The following is a 16,174-nucleotide window of genomic DNA, read 5'->3' as shown; positions in this document are numbered from 1 at the left end:
TGAATGCTCTATGTCTTCTCAAAATTATGGACCTTCTCCCGATACTCGTTTCCCGATTCCCGGTACGACGAGGGTTTGTTATCTGAAAAACATCATCAAAAATCCCAATATTATTGTGGGAGATTACACTTATTATGATGATTTTGCCAATCCTGAAAATTTTGAGAAAAATGTCCTCTACCATTTTGATTTCATTGGCGATCGCTTAATTATTGGCAAGTTTTGTGCGATCGCATCGGATGTTAAATTTATTATGAATGGTGGCAATCATCATATTGATGGTATTAGCACTTATCCTTTTTCTATTTTTCAAAACGGTTGGGAAATTTCTCAGCCGGAAGCTTGGCCGCATAAAGGAGATACAGTAATCGGTAATGATGTTTGGCTGGGTTACAATGTCACTATCATGCCGGGGGTTAAAGTAGGGGATGGGGCAATTATTGCAGCGAATTCAACGGTTAGCAAAAATGTTCCTCCTTATACGATTGTCGGGGGAAATCCTGCTGCGATAATTCGGCAAAGATTTGGCGATCGCACGATTCAAAAACTTTTAAATATCGCTTGGTGGAATTGGGATATTGAGAAAATCACCGCGCATCTTAAAATTATTTGTAGTAATGATGTTGAGGCATTACTTGAGGTGAGCGATCTATCCTAAGACTTTTTCTTAATTGTAACGTCAGTTCGGGTTAAGAAATATTCTTGGATTAGCTAGAGATTAAGTTGTTTCGATCGTTAACTTGACTGGGAGAAGTTCTTCTGGGGGACTAGCCCCCCAGACCCCCCAGTGGGAGCGCAAGCGCCGCCCCCACGCCCCCCGCGCACGCTCCGCTTACCCAGCAAGTTCAGTGAATTTTTACGGGGGTTGACACGCTCTAAGGCTTAGTTTCTCGAAGATTTAGGGTTTTGGCTTAACCCGAACTCAGGTTAATTCTAGCACGGTGCGATCGCGTTTTTCAATGAACAATTATTAATGAATAGTGGAAATGCGATCGCTTCAAGGAATAAAAAGTCGAGATACGCCTCGGTAATTATCGATATCTAATACAATTTCAACGAGACGCACTGTGCAACGTTTTCGGTAATCAGGATCGTTCAACAAGCGATCGGGATCGCCGATAGTGACTACGGGTAATGAGGAAGGTTCGATTTCTTCGCGCGTGACTTGTTCTAGGGAATTATCCCCTTTCATACTGCGATTGGCTGTTAATAGAATCATTTGTTTTTCTTGTGCCAAACGCCACACAAGGCGATCGCTACTGTCAATTGGCAAACCAATCTCATCAAATGTAATAAATTGCACATCAACCCAATCTAACCAGCCTCCGTTGAGAATGCTACCCAATAAAAGTATGGCGTGTCCTTTCAAATTATGGTCAATTAAAAACTTCATAACTGAGATGCAAATTTTTCTTTTGCTGCTTTCAGTTTTGCCCTAATTTCTTCTTGACCGGGTTTGGGTGGTTGTTTGGCAAGTCGCTCGATTAAATCTCGATTTTTTTCTTCATAGTATTTTTGCAGTTCTTTTGCTTCTTGAATCACTATTTTGTATTCGGCTTCAACTGTATTGTGATTGACTTCAATATAGGCGATCGCGGTCTCGATCTGTTCGTCTGTAAGCTCGAATAAGCCTTGAATAAATTTCAAGGGATATTCAGCTTTAATATAGTCCATGAGGTCGTAGAGGGTGATTCGCGTTCCGGCAATGGTTAATCCTCTTTCTGTACGTGCGATCGCGGGTTTGATTTCCGTTTTTTGATTCATTTTTCCCACTTCTCGGATCTTATTATATTTTAGCATCTTATTACATTTTAGCACAATGCGATCGCGTTTTTCAATGAACAATTATCAATGAATGATGGAAGTGCGATCGCTCTCATGATACTTGTTGAAAAAACTACTCATTCTCTTCAGAAGTTATGGTAAAAATATCAATTTCTTGACCTTCCAAAATTGCTCCTGTAAGAATTGCTCCTGTAAGAATTGCTCCTGTAAGAATTGCTTCCTCAAGATTTGCTCTTGTAAGATTTGCTCCTTTAAGAATTGCTCCCATAAGAATTGCTCCCACAAGATTTGCTCCTGTAAGATTTGCTCCCACAAGATTTGCTCTATAAAGATATGCTCCCACAAGATTTGCTCTATAAAGATATGCTCCCACAAGATTTGCTCTTGTAAGATTTGCTCTTGTAAGATTTGCTCTTGTAAGATTTGCTCTCTCAAGATATGCTCCCTCAAGATTTGCTCCCTCAAGATTTGCTCCCTCAAGATTTGCTCCCTCAAGATTTGCTCCGACAAAATCTTTATAACTTAAAATACATTCTTGCAAATTGATAAAATTGAGACACTGTATACCAAAAATAACATTTTTAACTTCTAAACTTTGTCCTTGTAATCTTGATATCCATGCTCCAAAAATCTCATTATCATGCCATTGAATTTCAGATAGTTTCTCTGTAACCCTAGCACAAGCACCTAAGACAACTAATAAAGCCTCTTCTGAATTTCGAGCGAGTCTCATCTCTTCTTGATAACGAGGTCTCTCTTTGAGTCCTTCTAATGGCATTCCGTGAATTAACATAAACTCAATGAGCTTACACAAGGTTTTCTGCCATTCTTCCACTAATTCAACATTCTGTAAGCGAATCTCATCAACAATAAAATTAAATAAATATTCATCTATTGCTGATTCTCCACATAACTTTAACCATGTCACCAAGGCTTCGGATAAATTACAACCTTTGCGAGGATTTCTGTTACGTTCTTCTAAATCTTCTTGAATTAGTTTTAACCCTTGCACAATTCGCCTTGCAGTCAGATATTCACCAAAGCTCTTGTGCGTAAACTCAAATGTTTTTTCTATCCCTCTGATTTCCCCACTTTCTCGAAAATAGAAAGCAGTCAGCAAGCGAGTAATACTAGCAGTCGAATCTTCTTGCAGGCTTTTTTGAAAGCGTTCTAGAATTTGTTGAAAACCACTGTCCTCACAATGTTTTTCGATTTCTCCTATTGTTGTTGTTCTCCCGTCTCCATGCCAACAAGCCAAGGCGATTTCTTCCAATATCCCAAAGAATTCGTATTTTTCTAGCCCTTGAATTGCAATATGTTCTCGTTTTCCTTCGTAACCTCTCTCATAAACGGCATCGAGTAAATCCGCATAAATTTCATTCAAATTCGTATCTTTTGAAAATTCTAATTGTTCTCGCTCATAACTCAAAGCCAGAAGATAATTGAGCAAAGGTTGTGCCGTAATTTCCAATAAGTTATCTCGATTCAATTCATCGGGTAAACCTTGATAATTCTTGTCCTTGATTTCTCCATAACGCTGCCACCATAAATCCCGCCGATCTTGGTCTAGTAATTTTTCTTCATCTTTGTAATATGTTCTTTCTTCTTCGGGTACAAAATAGGGTAAAAGATAAAGAAGTTGACAAGGCGTGCGAAATTTATCCCGATATGCTTGTACGACCACTTCTCGACCGCTAATGAGAACCTGTAAGCGCGTTGCATAAGAGTTAAACTGACTGACTAGAAAGCGCACCTCGTCCACAAACTTACTCGCTGTCTCTTGCGCTAACTTTCCTTGCATGGATAGCTCATCCAAGCCATCAAAAATAATAAATAACCTTAACTCCCGATTGTCTTTTTCCAGAGGATTGTCAGCAAGATGACCGTCAAAAGTAACAAAATCTGCAACCGCTTTGATTAAATCTTCAGAGACCTTAAACCGATGTAAAGGAATGAATAAAACTGGAATTTCTCCCTTTTCTGCCTGTCCTGCGGCAAACATTTTCGCAAAAGAAGACTTACCGCTACCGGGTCCACCGCTAATTAAACGAATAGCATCATCGGCTTGAGCTTCCTGCAACCAAGATTCGAGTTCTTGTTGTAAATCGATAACTACTTTCTTAACCGGTTCTTCTCTTCTTCTTGGCTCTAATTTTCTTTCCAACTCATCCCGATCGCTACTTTCCTCATAATAAGAACGCAACGGAATATAAATCTGCTGCAAGCTAAAAGACTCAAAAAATACGGGTTCTTCAACCTGTTTTTGTAACCAAGCACGATAACGCAACCATCCTCTTTCTCGTTCTTTCGCCTGCACAAACGGCGTATCTAGCTCATCCTGTAAAATAACATAACGAGTCCGATTTTCTCGCCACTCGTCGCTGAGAGCAAAAACAAAATAAGCAGGAAGGCGATCGCTAATATTTTCCGCGTCAATCTTTCTCTCGACAAACTTATCCAACCAACACCTAAACCCTGCTTTTGCTTCTTTAACCAAAGCGCAATTTTTAGGATGCTCGAAAAAACTGCGATCGATCGCGACATCGCTATGAGCGATCGCATCCTGTAACGCCTGCGTCAAACTCTGTAAATCCTTGGGTTTTCCTTCTCGAAATACGTCCGGATGTTCGTCGATCAACTCCTTCATTGCCCGAAAAAGAGCGCGAAAAATCAACAATCCTGCCAGTTCTTGGGGACTATTTTTCCCACCCAGACTGCCCAAAATATCAACGCCACCCTTTAAAACCCCACCCAGATCGAGCAATCCCGCACTAATTGCCGTTTTCCCGATCGCCAGAAGTAACGCTTTCGGATCGACCTTAATTTCCTTTTTTAAGACAGACTGATGAGGTTTAACCTCTATTTCTCCAGATTCCGACATGAGGTGCAAAATTAAGCAAATTCTCTCTAACTTAGCAAATTTCTCCCATAACCAAAGAGTATCGATAGCATAAAAAAAGCGATCGCCCTGATGAATTTCTCCAATAGGCGATCGCAGAGTTATTGAGTTGAGACAGAAGAGGTAATGAGGGAATTTGTCAACTCACCACATACCTCCAAAATGTAGAGGGCTAGTCGAGAACTAGCGGATTATTGTCACAAAAGGATCCCAACTGATTTCCTTCTGAAAATCTCCCTCTTTATAAATTGAGGCATAGAAGCTATAGGCAACTTTCACTTTGCTGTCATCTCGGCGTAAGTGAGTCGTACACTGCACGTAAGGCATGTATACTCCCAAATTCTGAGTAGGAAACTCACCAGTCAGTTCATAGTTGTCACTGAAAGGCCCGAAACCAGGGAACTCCTCCGTAGCATCCTCAGTATAAACTGGGCTGGTGCTTGACCCGTCGCTAAGTCCCCAGTCGATGAGATGATGACGCGCATCATCCGGGTTATTAACGCCTGGTCCCCACAGCTTGACCCGAGTGATCAGCGCATGTAACATGCCGCCATCCTCGGACTCTGCCTGAAACGGAATTGCACGCCAACGCAAGACCGACTCACTGGGAACTTGGATGCTCAGCTCATGACTTCCCTGATTACTCGTAATGTTCGCATCGGCAGCGTACATATTGACTTTATAGTGATCGGAACAATTGATTGCGACTAAAATATCGTAAACTTTTGACATTTTTCTAATATCCTCTTTTGAGAACTTGAGTGTTGTCGAAAATCAGGTGTAAGTTGTTTGAACCTGATATATTCATCAAATTCCACCGCTACCCGAGTTCAAATCTGAGATTGACTAACTTGTTTCTGACTTGTCACTATTTTCGTTATGACTATTTTCGTTATGAGTTTTATCCGGAAAGATAGGGAAAATGACGAATAAAGGTTTCTAAATACTCAGATATTTTCAGAATGCAACGAAACTGCATCGATCGAGCAAAACTGGCAATTCAACGCAATGATTTTCCCAGCCAATACTATTTTCGGTGTGACTTCGATCCTGATAGGATAAAAATATTTACCTCGAAGATTCTCCATGCCTAGATCTCTCAGAGTTAAACAGGATTGCCTTGACAAGGTCAAACTGGCAGTTCGACGCAATGGATTTCCCAGCCAACGCTCTTTGGCTGAAGAAGCAGAATTTTCTCTCGCGACAGTTAGTAACTTCCTAACCGGTAAACCCGTTGACTACGCGACTTTTACAGAACTCTGTGGGAAATTGGCACTGGAGTGGAGAGAAATCGCCAATTTAGATTTTGAGGTTTCCATCCAGACAAGAGACAACAATCCTGAAACCTATCTAAACGATATCAACCCAGACACATCACCTCGCTACCCCGACGGCTTAGTTCCTCTTGACTCCCCCTTCTACCTCGAACGGACTCCTCTTGAAGAGCAGGCTAACCAAGAAATTAGGAAACCGGGCGCTTTAGTGCGGATTAAAGCCCCAAAGGAAATGGGTAAAACCTCCTTTTTGCTGAGGATTCTCGACTCAGCCCAACGTCTGGGCTACCGCACTGCCAAACTGAATTTAGAACAAGTCGATCGAGCCATCTTGGGGGATATGAATCAGTTTTTGCGTTGGCTGTGTGCTAATGCCACTCGTCAGCTACATCTCAAACCGAGGCTGGATGAGTATTGGGACGAAGATTTAGGAAGTAAAATTAGCTGCACTTCCTACCTCGAAGACTATCTTCTCAAACAAGTTAATACTTCTCTGATCTTGGCATTGGACGAAGTGAACCAGATTTTTGAATATCCTCAAGTCGCGAAGGATTTCTTACCCTTGTTGCGTTCTTGGTACGAAGAAGCCAAAACCCTTCCCATCTGGCAAAAACTCCGCTTGGTTGTCGTTCACTCCACAGAAATTTACGTTCCTCTCCAGCTTAACCAGTCCCCTTTCAATGTCGGACTACCGGTTCAGTTAACTTACTTCAATCTAGATGAAGTACAACAGTTAGCTCAATGCTACGGACTCGACTGGAAGCAGAAAGAAGCCCAGCAGCTTATGGATATGGTTGGCGGACATCCTGCACTAATACATACTGCCATCTATCATCTCAGTCGCGGGGAGATAACTTTAATGCAGCTATTGAAAACTGCTGCCACATCGACTGGAATTTATCAACATCACTTGCAACGTCATGTAATAACACTAGACAAACAGCCAGAATTAGCCCGTATTCTTGATACTATTATTAATGCTACTGAACCCATACAGTTAGATCCTATCCCAGCTTACAAATTAAGTAGTATGGGGCTGATTAAACAATCTGGAAATAAAGCGATGCCAAGCTGTGAATTGTATCGGCAATTTTTTCAAAATTAACCTTGTTAAGGCTTAAATAGTCTGCTAGAGTGATGAAGAAAGTATTCATTTATACATCGGAAAAAGACAATGCGTGAGACAAAAATGACACAAATGAGTATCTCTCATGAAGAAAAATTTCATGACTGTTTTATACAACTTCTTGATGTTGCAATTGCACAACACCGCAGGAAACCTGAAAGTACAAAAATACTGACAACAACATTTGAAGAACTCTATGAGAGTGCCAAGTCAGCAAACAAAAAAATCTCGCAATTGATTGCTAAGTCATGGATGCAAGAAGGAAAGGATATCCGAGATGCACTCCTCAATCCACCTCAAAACCTTAAGAAAGGAGAATCACGAGTACAAGCAAAATCAGACCAAATAAAAGCTCTATTGAAAAAGTATAAAATTGAGGTGGTTGAGGAGCTAGAAAAAATGTTAGACGTTCCTGTAACAGTATTATTAAATCCTGACTCTTTTGCTGGGTATTGTACAGAAAATATAGACGGGATAATATATTCTCTGCCTTATCCGGCCAGACCCTCTGACATGAATGTGGATGATACTACACTGAAAGCATGGGTTAACGATACAGATAGCGATAAACAATTCCCTGAAAATCTTTATATTCCGCTATCTTGGTGTTAGAGTTTTTTGAATTCAGAATTAAATGCTATACAAGTCTCAATTTAACAGCCTCTACCGAGTTGAAATTGTAGAACCAGAAGGTGTTTTTCTTCTCTCGGAGGGGCAACTTTTTTCAATCAGGAATGCTTTCTATCTAAACTACACTTAATTATAATAAATTCACATATCAATATCAGTTCTGATTAAGGCAGTTTTTCAAATTATTTAACAAAAGAATGGGAGCTACAGCCAAAGAGATAATGAGGATTTCCGCCATTCTTGCCTGCAAAATTTTAATTTTTTCTATATTCCCTTAACTTGGTGTTAAAGTTTTTTAAATTCAAGACTAAATGCTGCACAAGCCTAAATTTAACAGCCTCTACCGAGTGGAAATTGTAGACCCAGAAGGTGTTTTTCTTCTCTCGGAGAGGCAATCTTTTTTACTCGGAGATTCTTTATCTCAACTGCTCAGTCGTTTAATGGATGGACATCATAGTACTGAGGATATTATTGACCAAATCCTCCCAAACTTAGTCCAAGAAAACCCTTCTGCTGAAGAATTAGCCTCTGCTCGCAGTATTATTTACTATATTCTAATGCAGATGGAACAGAAAGGATATATTGTTGAGAATGAGAATCCACTCCCTCCCGAGTTAATCGTTTTTTGCGATCGCATTAATCTTAATCCACAAGAGGCTCATCATCGTTTAAAAACAATCAAAGTAGCAATCCAATCCTTTGACTCTATTGTCAAATCGGAATTTATTGCGATTCTTGAATCTCTGCATATTCAAGTCGCCGATGAAGGAGATATAGAAGTCATCTTAACGGATGACTATCTGCAAAATAATCTCGATGCTTGCAATCAAAGAGCATTGCAATCTAAACACCCTTGGATGTTGGTCAAACCAGTGGGGACAATTGTTGCGATCGGTCCGCTATTTTATCCCGATAAAACGGCTTGTTGGGAATGTTTGGCTCAACGTTTACGACACAACAGACCTATAGAAACATTTGTCGAAAAACGTAAGGACCTCAAATATCCCATCATTCCCCCTTTGAGTTCCTTTCCTGCTACTCGGCAAACGGCTTTGGGGATGGCAGCGACAGAACTTTTTAAATGGATTGTTCGAGGAGAGAATAAACAACTAGAAACAATGCTTGTTACTCACGATACTTTCTCTCTCAACACTCAAAACCACATCTTAGTTAAACGTCCTCAATGTCCCTGCTGCGGACAATCAGATTTAAATCAAACACCATTGCCGATTACTTTAGAAAACCGCCAAAAAACTTTCACATCAGACGGAGGACATCGTTGTGTTCCTCCAGAAGTAACTTTGGAGAAATATCAACATCATATTAGTCCGATTACAGGTGTTGTTCGAGAACTGAAACCGTTGCCCCAATTCTCAAACAAGTTAACTCGTACCTATATCGCAACGCATCATTTTGCCACGATGTTCGACAATTTGGAGACCTTAAACCAAAATATTCGAGGTAGAAGTGCGGGTAAAGGAAAGAGCGATAATCAAGCGAAAGCAAGCGCTTTTTGCGAAGCTGTTGAGAGATATTCGGGAGTTTTCCAAGGTGATGAGATTAGGCAAAAAAGCAGTTATCAAGTCATAGGAGATAAGGCTATTCATCCGAATGCCTGTATGAACTTTAGTCAAGCACAATACCAAAATCGTCAGGATTGGAATGCACGCTATTCTAGCTTGTTTCAGAAGATTCCCGAGCCTTTTGATGAAACTCGAGAAATTGAATGGACACCCGTTTGGTCTTTAACTCATCAAGAATTCAAGTATTTACCTACGGCTTACTGTTACTATGGCTATCCCCAAAACCATAATCCTGACTGTTGGGCTGACACAAATGGCTGTGCAGCAGGAAACACTCTAGAAGAGGCAATATTACAAGGTTTTATGGAGTTAGTTGAGAGGGATAGTATCGCGTTATGGTGGTATAATCGCATTCAGAGACCGGGGGTAGATTTAGAGAGTTTTGATGAGCCATATTTTCAAATTCTGAAGAATTATTATCAAACGATCCATCGTGAAATATGGGTTTTAGATATTACCAGCGATTTGAATATTCCTGCTTTTGCTGCGATGAGTAGAAGAAGCGATCGCGAGATAGAAGACATTATTTTTGGCTTTGGTGCCCACTTTGACCCTGCGATCGCAATTTTAAGAGCCTTGACTGAAATAAATCAATCACTTCCTGCTGTTTTTTCTTCTGATACCAATAGCGATACCCGATATCCATCATCTGCTAGTCAACTACTCGTAAGCTGGTGGAAAAATGCAACAATAGAAAATCAACCCTATTTGCTCCCCGATAAAAATATCGTTGCCAAAGTGCGTACTGATTATGCTCAAATTTGGAGCGATAACCTTCTGGAAGATGTGATGACTTGCCAGCGCATTGTCGAACAAAAGGGGATGGAAATGCTAGTTTTAGACCAAACTCGCCCTGATATTGGACTGAATGTTGTCAAAGCGATCGTTCCGGGAATGCGTCACTTCTGGAAACGTTTAGGAACTGGACGACTTTATGATATTCCAGTTAAATTGGGTTGGTTAAAAGAGCCTCTACAAGAAAATCAACTTAACCCTTTTCCGATCGAGATGTAAAATGCAATTATCGATCGCTTGCTTTTGGGTTTCGCGGAACAGATTGATATCAAATATAAATAGTGTGAGGACTTGATGATGGATATCTTGAGCTATCAAGTTAGAGAATTAATCTATGAGAGTGATAACTCATTGGTTTATCGTGCCAACCAAAAGGAAAATTCTCAATCTGTTATTCTCAAAATGCTAAAACAGACTTATCCATCACCAAAAAGAATTGCGGAGTTTCAAAGGGAATATGAAATTACCCAAAAACTTACGGTAACTGGCGTAGTCAACGCCTACAAATTGGAATCCGATCGCTTACGCTGGGTAATGGTTCTCGAAGACTTTGGCGGTGAATCCCTCCAACTGTTGATGCAGAAGCAGCAACTCACTCTGACTGATTTTCTCTCCTTAGCAATTGAGATTAGTGATATCCTTACTCGAGTACACGAACAAAAAATTATTCACAAAGATATCAACCCTTCTAATCTGGTCTGGAATCAGACAACCGGTCAACTCAAACTGATTGATTTTGGTATCTCCTCGGAAATTTCGCGAGAAGCGACCGTTTTCAATTCTCCTAACTGCTTAGAAGGAACTCTTGCTTATATCTCTCCGGAACAAACCGGACGAATGAATCGGACAATCGATTATCGAACAGATTTTTACTCTCTGGGCGTAACCTTCTATCAATTACTAACCCATCGGTTGCCTTTCCCGATTCGGGATGCACTGGAATTACTCCATTGTCATCTGGCCAAACCTCCCGTACCCCCCCATAAATACAAGCCGGATATTCCTCCTATTATTTCCGAAATTGTCCTGAAACTGATGGCAAAAAATGTCGAAGATCGCTATCAATCAGCCTATGGACTGAAAGCAGATTTAGAAGAATGTCGGCAGCAGCAGATGTTTGGACAAATCGATCCCTTCCTCCTCAGTCGGCAAGACGTTTCAGACAGATTCCAAATACCTCAAAAGCTCTATGGAAGAGAGACAGAAATTGAAACATTGTTGGCTACTTTTGAGCGAGTTGGCGAGGGAGTCAGTGAGATAATGTTGGTGACGGGATACTCTGGTATTGGTAAATCGGCTTTAGTCAAAGAAGTTTATCGGCCCATTACAGAGAAGCGAGGGTATTTTATTTCCGGCAAATTCGATCGCTTTCAAAAAGATATTCCTTATGTTTCCTTAGTTCAAGCCTTCCGCTACTTGATTCAACAACTATTAACAGAAAGCTCATCGACCATTCAAGCGTGGCGGGATAAATTACTGGCTGCTCTTGGCTTAAACGGTCAGGTTATTATTGACATTATTCCTGAAGTCGAATTGATTATTGGGTCGCAGCCTACTGTACCCGATCTAGCGCCTATAGAAGCTCAAAACCGCTTCAACTTGGTCTTTCAGAATTTTATTCGCGTATTTACCCAACAAGAGCATCCTCTAGTTCTGTTTTTGGATGATTTACAGTGGGCGGATAGGGCTTCTTTAAAATTGCTTGCATCTTTGCTGAGTGCAGGAGATAGCCATTATCTGTTATTCATTGGCGCTTATCGGGATAACGAAGTCGATGCCACTCATCCTCTACTGTTGACGCTCGATGAAATTAAAAAAGGAGGGACAAAGGTTAATGAGATCGTGCTGGCGACCTTAGCTCAAACTGATATTACTCAGTTGACCGCCGATACCCTCAACTGTTCGCCAGAAAGAGCCAGACTGCTATCAGAATTAATCGTTGCAAAAACTCATAGTAATCCCTTCTTTGTCAATGAGTTTTTGAAATCACTTTATGCTGAGGAACTACTAAAATTTGACTTCCAGCAAGGATGTTGGCAATGGGATTTAATGCAGATTCAAGCACGGAATATTTCCGCGAATGTCGTTGAGTTGATGTCTGGAAAGCTGCGAAAGTTGGCAGAAGAAACGCAACAGCTTTTAAAACTGGCTGCCTGTATTGGCACTCAGTTTGCCTTGCAAGATTTGGTTGCGATCGCTGATAAATCTCTCCCAGTAACGGCTGCTGCTCTCTGGCCTGCGATCGCAGAAGGGTTGATTTTACCTTTGGGAAATGCTTATAAGCTCATTGCTCTCGACATCGAAGGCTTAGTCGATGATATTAGTGTTGAATACAAGTTTGCTCACGATCGCATCCAGCAAGCCGCTTACTCTCTGATTCCAGACGCAGAAAAGCAGATCGTGCATTGGCAAATAGGACATTGTTTGTTGCAAAGTACGCCGCTAGATAAACGAGATCGGAAAATTTTTGATATTGTCAATCAACTTAATAAGAGCTTGGCACTGCTCGAGCATCCCAGCCAACGAGATGACCTCGCAAAACTCAATTTAACGGCTGGACGAAAAGCAAAAGCAGCAGCAGCGTATCAACTAGCGTTTAATTACTTGAAAATTGGTATCGACCTGCTTAACTCTCCTTTGTTTGCGCCAGAAGATAACTGGAAACAGCAGTATGACTTAAGTTTGTCGATGTATTTAGAAGCAGCAGAAGCAGCCTACCTCAGTGGATACATCGAAGAGATGGAGCAATTGACGGCGATAATACTACAAAAAGCTAAGAACTTGATGGATACCATCAAGGTCTATGAAATAAAAATTCTCTCCTATGCGGTGCAACAGAAATCCCCGGAAGCGATGAAGATTGGGTTACAAGTACTGCAAGATTTGGGTGTAGAATTGCCAGAAAAAATAAGTCAGTCAGATTTAATTCATCGTCTGAAGGAGACAAAAGCCAATTGGACTGGAGGCAACCTCGATTGTTTACTCGATCTACCAGAGATGAAAGATGCCAACAAGTTAGTAACGATGCCGTTGTTATATCTCATGTTAAGTATTGCTTCTGTAGGCTCTCCCGAACTTTTCCCTTACCTCGTCCTCGAATTGATTAACATATCGTTCAAGTTTGGCAATACATCCTTCTCTGCTCCTTCCTATGCTGTTTATGGAATAGTTCTCTCTGGGGGAGAAGATATAGAAGCGAGCTATCAATTTGGACGACTGGCATTGAAACTTTTGGAAAGGTTCAATACTAAACCATTTGAAGCAAGAACGGTTTATGTTTTCAATACATTTATTCGACATTGGCAAGAACATCTCCGAAAATCCTTAAAATCTTTTCTGCAAGTATATCAATCTGGACTCGAAACAGGAGATATTATTTCTGCTTGTCTGGCATTATTTATTGCTTCTTTATATTCTTATTGGTCGGGTCATAATTTAGAAGAAATAGAGAAAGATATTGTTAAATATAATAAAACGATCGCGCGATATCAGCAAGAGATAGCCGGGCGCTGGATTGAATTGTGCCAGAAGGCTATTGTAACCCTTCTGGGAAGAACCGAAAATCCTTACTCTTTAGTCGATGAAAGCCCCGCAGAAAAAGCGATGCTGTCACTCTATCAAAAAATCAACGATCGACAGGCGATGGGGTTCTTTTATTTAAATAAGCTGCATCTTTGTTATCTGTTCCAGAATTACCAACAAGCTATTGCTAATGCGAGTCAAGCTGAGGCACATTTAGAAGCGGCGATCGGGTTATATACAGTGCCTATATTTTACTTCTATAGTTCTTTGGCATATTTAGCAATATTCTCTGATGCCGGAACATCCGAACAAGAGCATATCTTAGAAAAGGTAGTTGCCAATCAAAAAAGAATGGAACTATGGGCAGATCGTGCTCCGATGAATTTTCTGCATAAATTCTATCTCGTTGAAGCCGAACGCGCCCGAGTTTTATGTCAAGATCGAGATGCGAGGGAATATTACGATCGCGCCATTACCTTAGCCCGCGAAAACGAATATCTCAACGAAGAAGCTCTCGCTTATGAACTCGCAGGTAGATTTTATTTGACTCGAAGTCAAAACCACATTGCTCGCCATTATTTGCAAGATGCCCGCTATGCTTATTACTGTTGGGGAGCGATCGCGAAGGTTAAAGATTTAGAAACTCGCTATCCGCAGTTTTTAGCAACATCCTTACAGGAAACGCGGCTGACCCAGTTACCATCCTCAACGGTTAGTGCTAATGAAACATCTTCAAAGGTTTTTGATTTTCAAAGCGTCTTCAGGGCTTCTCAAACAATTTCCAGCGAAATTTTACTCAATAAATTACTCGAAAAATTAATCAAAATTGCCATTGAAAATGCTGGCGCTCAAACAGGGTTTCTCATTTTAGAAAAAGAAGGAGAATTACTGATTGAATCTGAGATAGATGTCAATAATAAGGGCGCGATCGTACATCATTCTATTCCAGTCAAAAATAGTCAAAAAATGCCGCTATCTATAATCAATTATGTGCAAAGAACCAGAGAAAATATAGTCTTAAAAAATGCCACTACTGATAGCAAGTTCACAAAAGACGCTTACATCACAAAAAAACAACCCAAATCGATTTTATGTACGCCGATTATTAACCAAGGTCAATTCATTGGTTTGCTTTACTTAGAAAATAATTTAACAACAAATGCTTTTACTCGCGATCGCATCGAAGTCTTAAACATCCTTTCGGCTCAAGCCGCCATCTCCATTGAAAATTCCCGCCTCTACGAGCGACTAGAAAATTATAGCAAACAGTTAGAAGATTATAGCCGCACCCTAGAACAAAAAGTCTCAGAACGCACTCAAGAACTCTCACAAACCCTAGAGGTTCTCCAAGCAACCCAAGCAGAACTACTCTTTGAAAACGAGCTACTCAGAAGCCCCGAACAATCTTCCGACTTCGACTATCAAGTAGGAGGGAGTTTGTCGATGAATGCTCCGACTTATGTCGTGCGATCGGCCGATCGCTACCTTTACAAAGCCTTGAAGCTCGGGGAATTTTGCTACGTCCTCAATCCTCGACAGATGGGTAAATCTAGCCTCATGGTTCGCATGATCGACCACCTTCAGCACGAAGGGGTTTGCTGTGCGCCGATTGATATGACCCGTATTGGGAGCGAAAATATCACCCCCAACCAGTGGTATAAGGGATTTGCCTTCCAGCTAGTGCGACGTTTCGATCTACGAAAGCAGGTTAACTTAAAAGATTGGTGGCAAGAAAGAGAAGATATTTCTCCAGTCCAGAGGTTAAGTGAATTTATTGAAGACATTCTGTTAGTAAAAGTAGGGGTAGAAGATGGCACTCCTGCAAAACAACTGGTCATTTTTATCGATGAAATTGATAGCGTATTGAGCCTAAATTTCCCAGTTAATGACTTTTTTACTCTGATTCGCTCCTGCTACAATCAGCGCAGTCTCAATCCCGAATATCAGCGTTTAACCTTTGCGTTGTTTGGTGTAACCACTCCTTCACATTTAATGACCGACATCCAGACTACCCCTTTTAATCTCGGTCAGTCCATTCAACTAGAAGGTTTTAAAGAACATGAGGCTCAATCTTTATTGCAAGGATTGGCAGAGAAGGCGAGTAACCCGCAAACCTTGCTGAAAGAAGTCTTAGCTTGGACGAACGGGCAGCCTTTTCTCACTCAAAAACTCTGCCGGCTCATTCGTACAACTTCATCTCCCATTCCTCTTAATAGTGAATCCTCTTGGATTGAACACTTGGTGCAAACGAATATAATCGACGATTGGGAATCGCGGGATGAGCCAGAACATTTGCGAACTATCCGCGATCGCCTTCTTAACAGCCCACAATCCGCCAAGCTACTCGAACTTTACCGACAAGTTTGGCATCAAGAAATGATTCTCGCTTCCGACAGTCCAGAAGAAAGAGAATTGCTCTTATCGGGGTTAGTCGTCAAACAACAGAAGACCCTGAGAGTCAATAATCGTATTTATCAATCAATCTTCGATCGCAGTTGGCTCGAGCAGCACGGTTGCGGACAGTCACCAGTTGGGGAACAGAAAACCGAGAACAGTTAAA

Annotated in this window: 9 protein-coding genes; 5 read left to right on the top strand and 4 right to left on the bottom strand. The window is 41.0% G+C overall.

Features of this window, described 5'->3' with window-relative positions; genetic code table 11:
• Positions 1-10 precede the first annotated feature (10 nt).
• Positions 11-658 carry a Vat family streptogramin A O-acetyltransferase gene (locus tag AC6RV6_RS03630; protein ID WP_500238963.1) on the top strand — a complete coding sequence of 216 codons (648 nt, stop codon included), beginning with the start codon at positions 11-13 and terminating at the stop codon, positions 656-658.
• A gap of 339 nt (positions 659-997) precedes the next feature.
• On the opposite strand, the gene AC6RV6_RS03625 is transcribed toward AC6RV6_RS03630, so the two are convergent.
• The 4 genes from AC6RV6_RS03625 to AC6RV6_RS03610 all read right to left on the bottom strand — a co-directional run bounded on the left by AC6RV6_RS03625 (position 998) and on the right by AC6RV6_RS03610 (position 5,416).
• Positions 998-1,393, bottom strand: a complete 396-nt coding sequence (locus AC6RV6_RS03625; RefSeq protein WP_500238962.1) for a DUF5615 family PIN-like protein — start codon at positions 1,391-1,393, stop codon at positions 998-1,000.
• Complete coding sequence (locus tag AC6RV6_RS03620; RefSeq protein ID WP_500238961.1) at positions 1,390-1,764, bottom strand: DUF433 domain-containing protein; 375 nt, start codon at positions 1,762-1,764, stop codon at positions 1,390-1,392. The genes AC6RV6_RS03625 and AC6RV6_RS03620 overlap by 4 nt, the downstream gene beginning before the upstream one ends.
• 133 nt (positions 1,765-1,897) lie before the next feature.
• Positions 1,898-4,666, bottom strand: coding sequence for a pentapeptide repeat-containing protein (locus AC6RV6_RS03615; RefSeq protein WP_500238960.1), 2,769 nt, complete (start codon positions 4,664-4,666; stop codon positions 1,898-1,900).
• Positions 4,667-4,867: 201 nt separating this feature from the next.
• Positions 4,868-5,416: a hypothetical protein gene (locus tag AC6RV6_RS03610; RefSeq protein ID WP_500238959.1), complete on the bottom strand. Its 549-nt coding sequence runs from the start codon at positions 5,414-5,416 to the stop codon at positions 4,868-4,870.
• A 354-nt stretch (positions 5,417-5,770) separates the two neighbouring features.
• On the opposite strand from AC6RV6_RS03610, the gene AC6RV6_RS03605 reads away from it, so the two are divergent.
• The 4 genes from AC6RV6_RS03605 to AC6RV6_RS03590 all read left to right on the top strand — a co-directional run bounded on the left by AC6RV6_RS03605 (position 5,771) and on the right by AC6RV6_RS03590 (position 16,173).
• The gene (locus tag AC6RV6_RS03605; protein ID WP_500238958.1) at positions 5,771-7,063 is read left to right on the top strand and encodes an AAA-like domain-containing protein; all 1,293 of its coding nucleotides are present in this window, start codon (positions 5,771-5,773) and stop codon (positions 7,061-7,063) included.
• Between the two features lie 69 nt (positions 7,064-7,132).
• Positions 7,133-7,696, top strand: a complete 564-nt coding sequence (locus tag AC6RV6_RS03600) for a hypothetical protein (RefSeq protein WP_500238957.1) — start codon at positions 7,133-7,135, stop codon at positions 7,694-7,696.
• A 329-nt stretch (positions 7,697-8,025) separates the two neighbouring features.
• Positions 8,026-10,311 (top strand): TOMM precursor leader peptide-binding protein, encoded by a 2,286-nt coding sequence (locus AC6RV6_RS03595; protein ID WP_500238956.1) that lies wholly within the window; start codon positions 8,026-8,028, stop codon positions 10,309-10,311.
• A gap of 75 nt (positions 10,312-10,386) precedes the next feature.
• On the top strand, positions 10,387-16,173 hold the full coding sequence (locus AC6RV6_RS03590) for an AAA family ATPase (protein WP_500238955.1): 5,787 nt from the start codon (positions 10,387-10,389) through the stop codon (positions 16,171-16,173).
• Position 16,174: the final 1 nt, after the last annotated feature.

The sequence above is a fragment of the Spirulina sp. LEGE 11439 genome (assembly GCF_059821285.1).
This window is presented reverse-complemented; position numbering and strand designations above follow the sequence as displayed.

What these genes read in the sequence shown, in the direction of transcription:
- AC6RV6_RS03600 (WP_500238957.1), top strand. Translation starts at nt 7,133, where the DNA reads ATGCGTGAGACAAAAATGACACAAATGAGTATCTCTCATGAAGAAAAA.
- AC6RV6_RS03630 (WP_500238963.1), top strand. Translation starts at nt 11, where the DNA reads ATGTCTTCTCAAAATTATGGACCTTCTCCCGATACTCGTTTCCCGATT.
- AC6RV6_RS03605 (WP_500238958.1), top strand. Translation starts at nt 5,771, where the DNA reads ATGCCTAGATCTCTCAGAGTTAAACAGGATTGCCTTGACAAGGTCAAA.
- AC6RV6_RS03595 (WP_500238956.1), top strand. Translation starts at nt 8,026, where the DNA reads ATGCTGCACAAGCCTAAATTTAACAGCCTCTACCGAGTGGAAATTGTA.
- AC6RV6_RS03615 (WP_500238960.1), bottom strand. Translation starts at nt 4,666, where the DNA reads ATGTCGGAATCTGGAGAAATAGAGGTTAAACCTCATCAGTCTGTCTTA.
- AC6RV6_RS03610 (WP_500238959.1), bottom strand. Translation starts at nt 5,416, where the DNA reads ATGTCAAAAGTTTACGATATTTTAGTCGCAATCAATTGTTCCGATCAC.
- AC6RV6_RS03590 (WP_500238955.1), top strand. Translation starts at nt 10,387, where the DNA reads ATGATGGATATCTTGAGCTATCAAGTTAGAGAATTAATCTATGAGAGT.
- AC6RV6_RS03620 (WP_500238961.1), bottom strand. Translation starts at nt 1,764, where the DNA reads ATGAATCAAAAAACGGAAATCAAACCCGCGATCGCACGTACAGAAAGA.
- AC6RV6_RS03625 (WP_500238962.1), bottom strand. Translation starts at nt 1,393, where the DNA reads ATGAAGTTTTTAATTGACCATAATTTGAAAGGACACGCCATACTTTTA.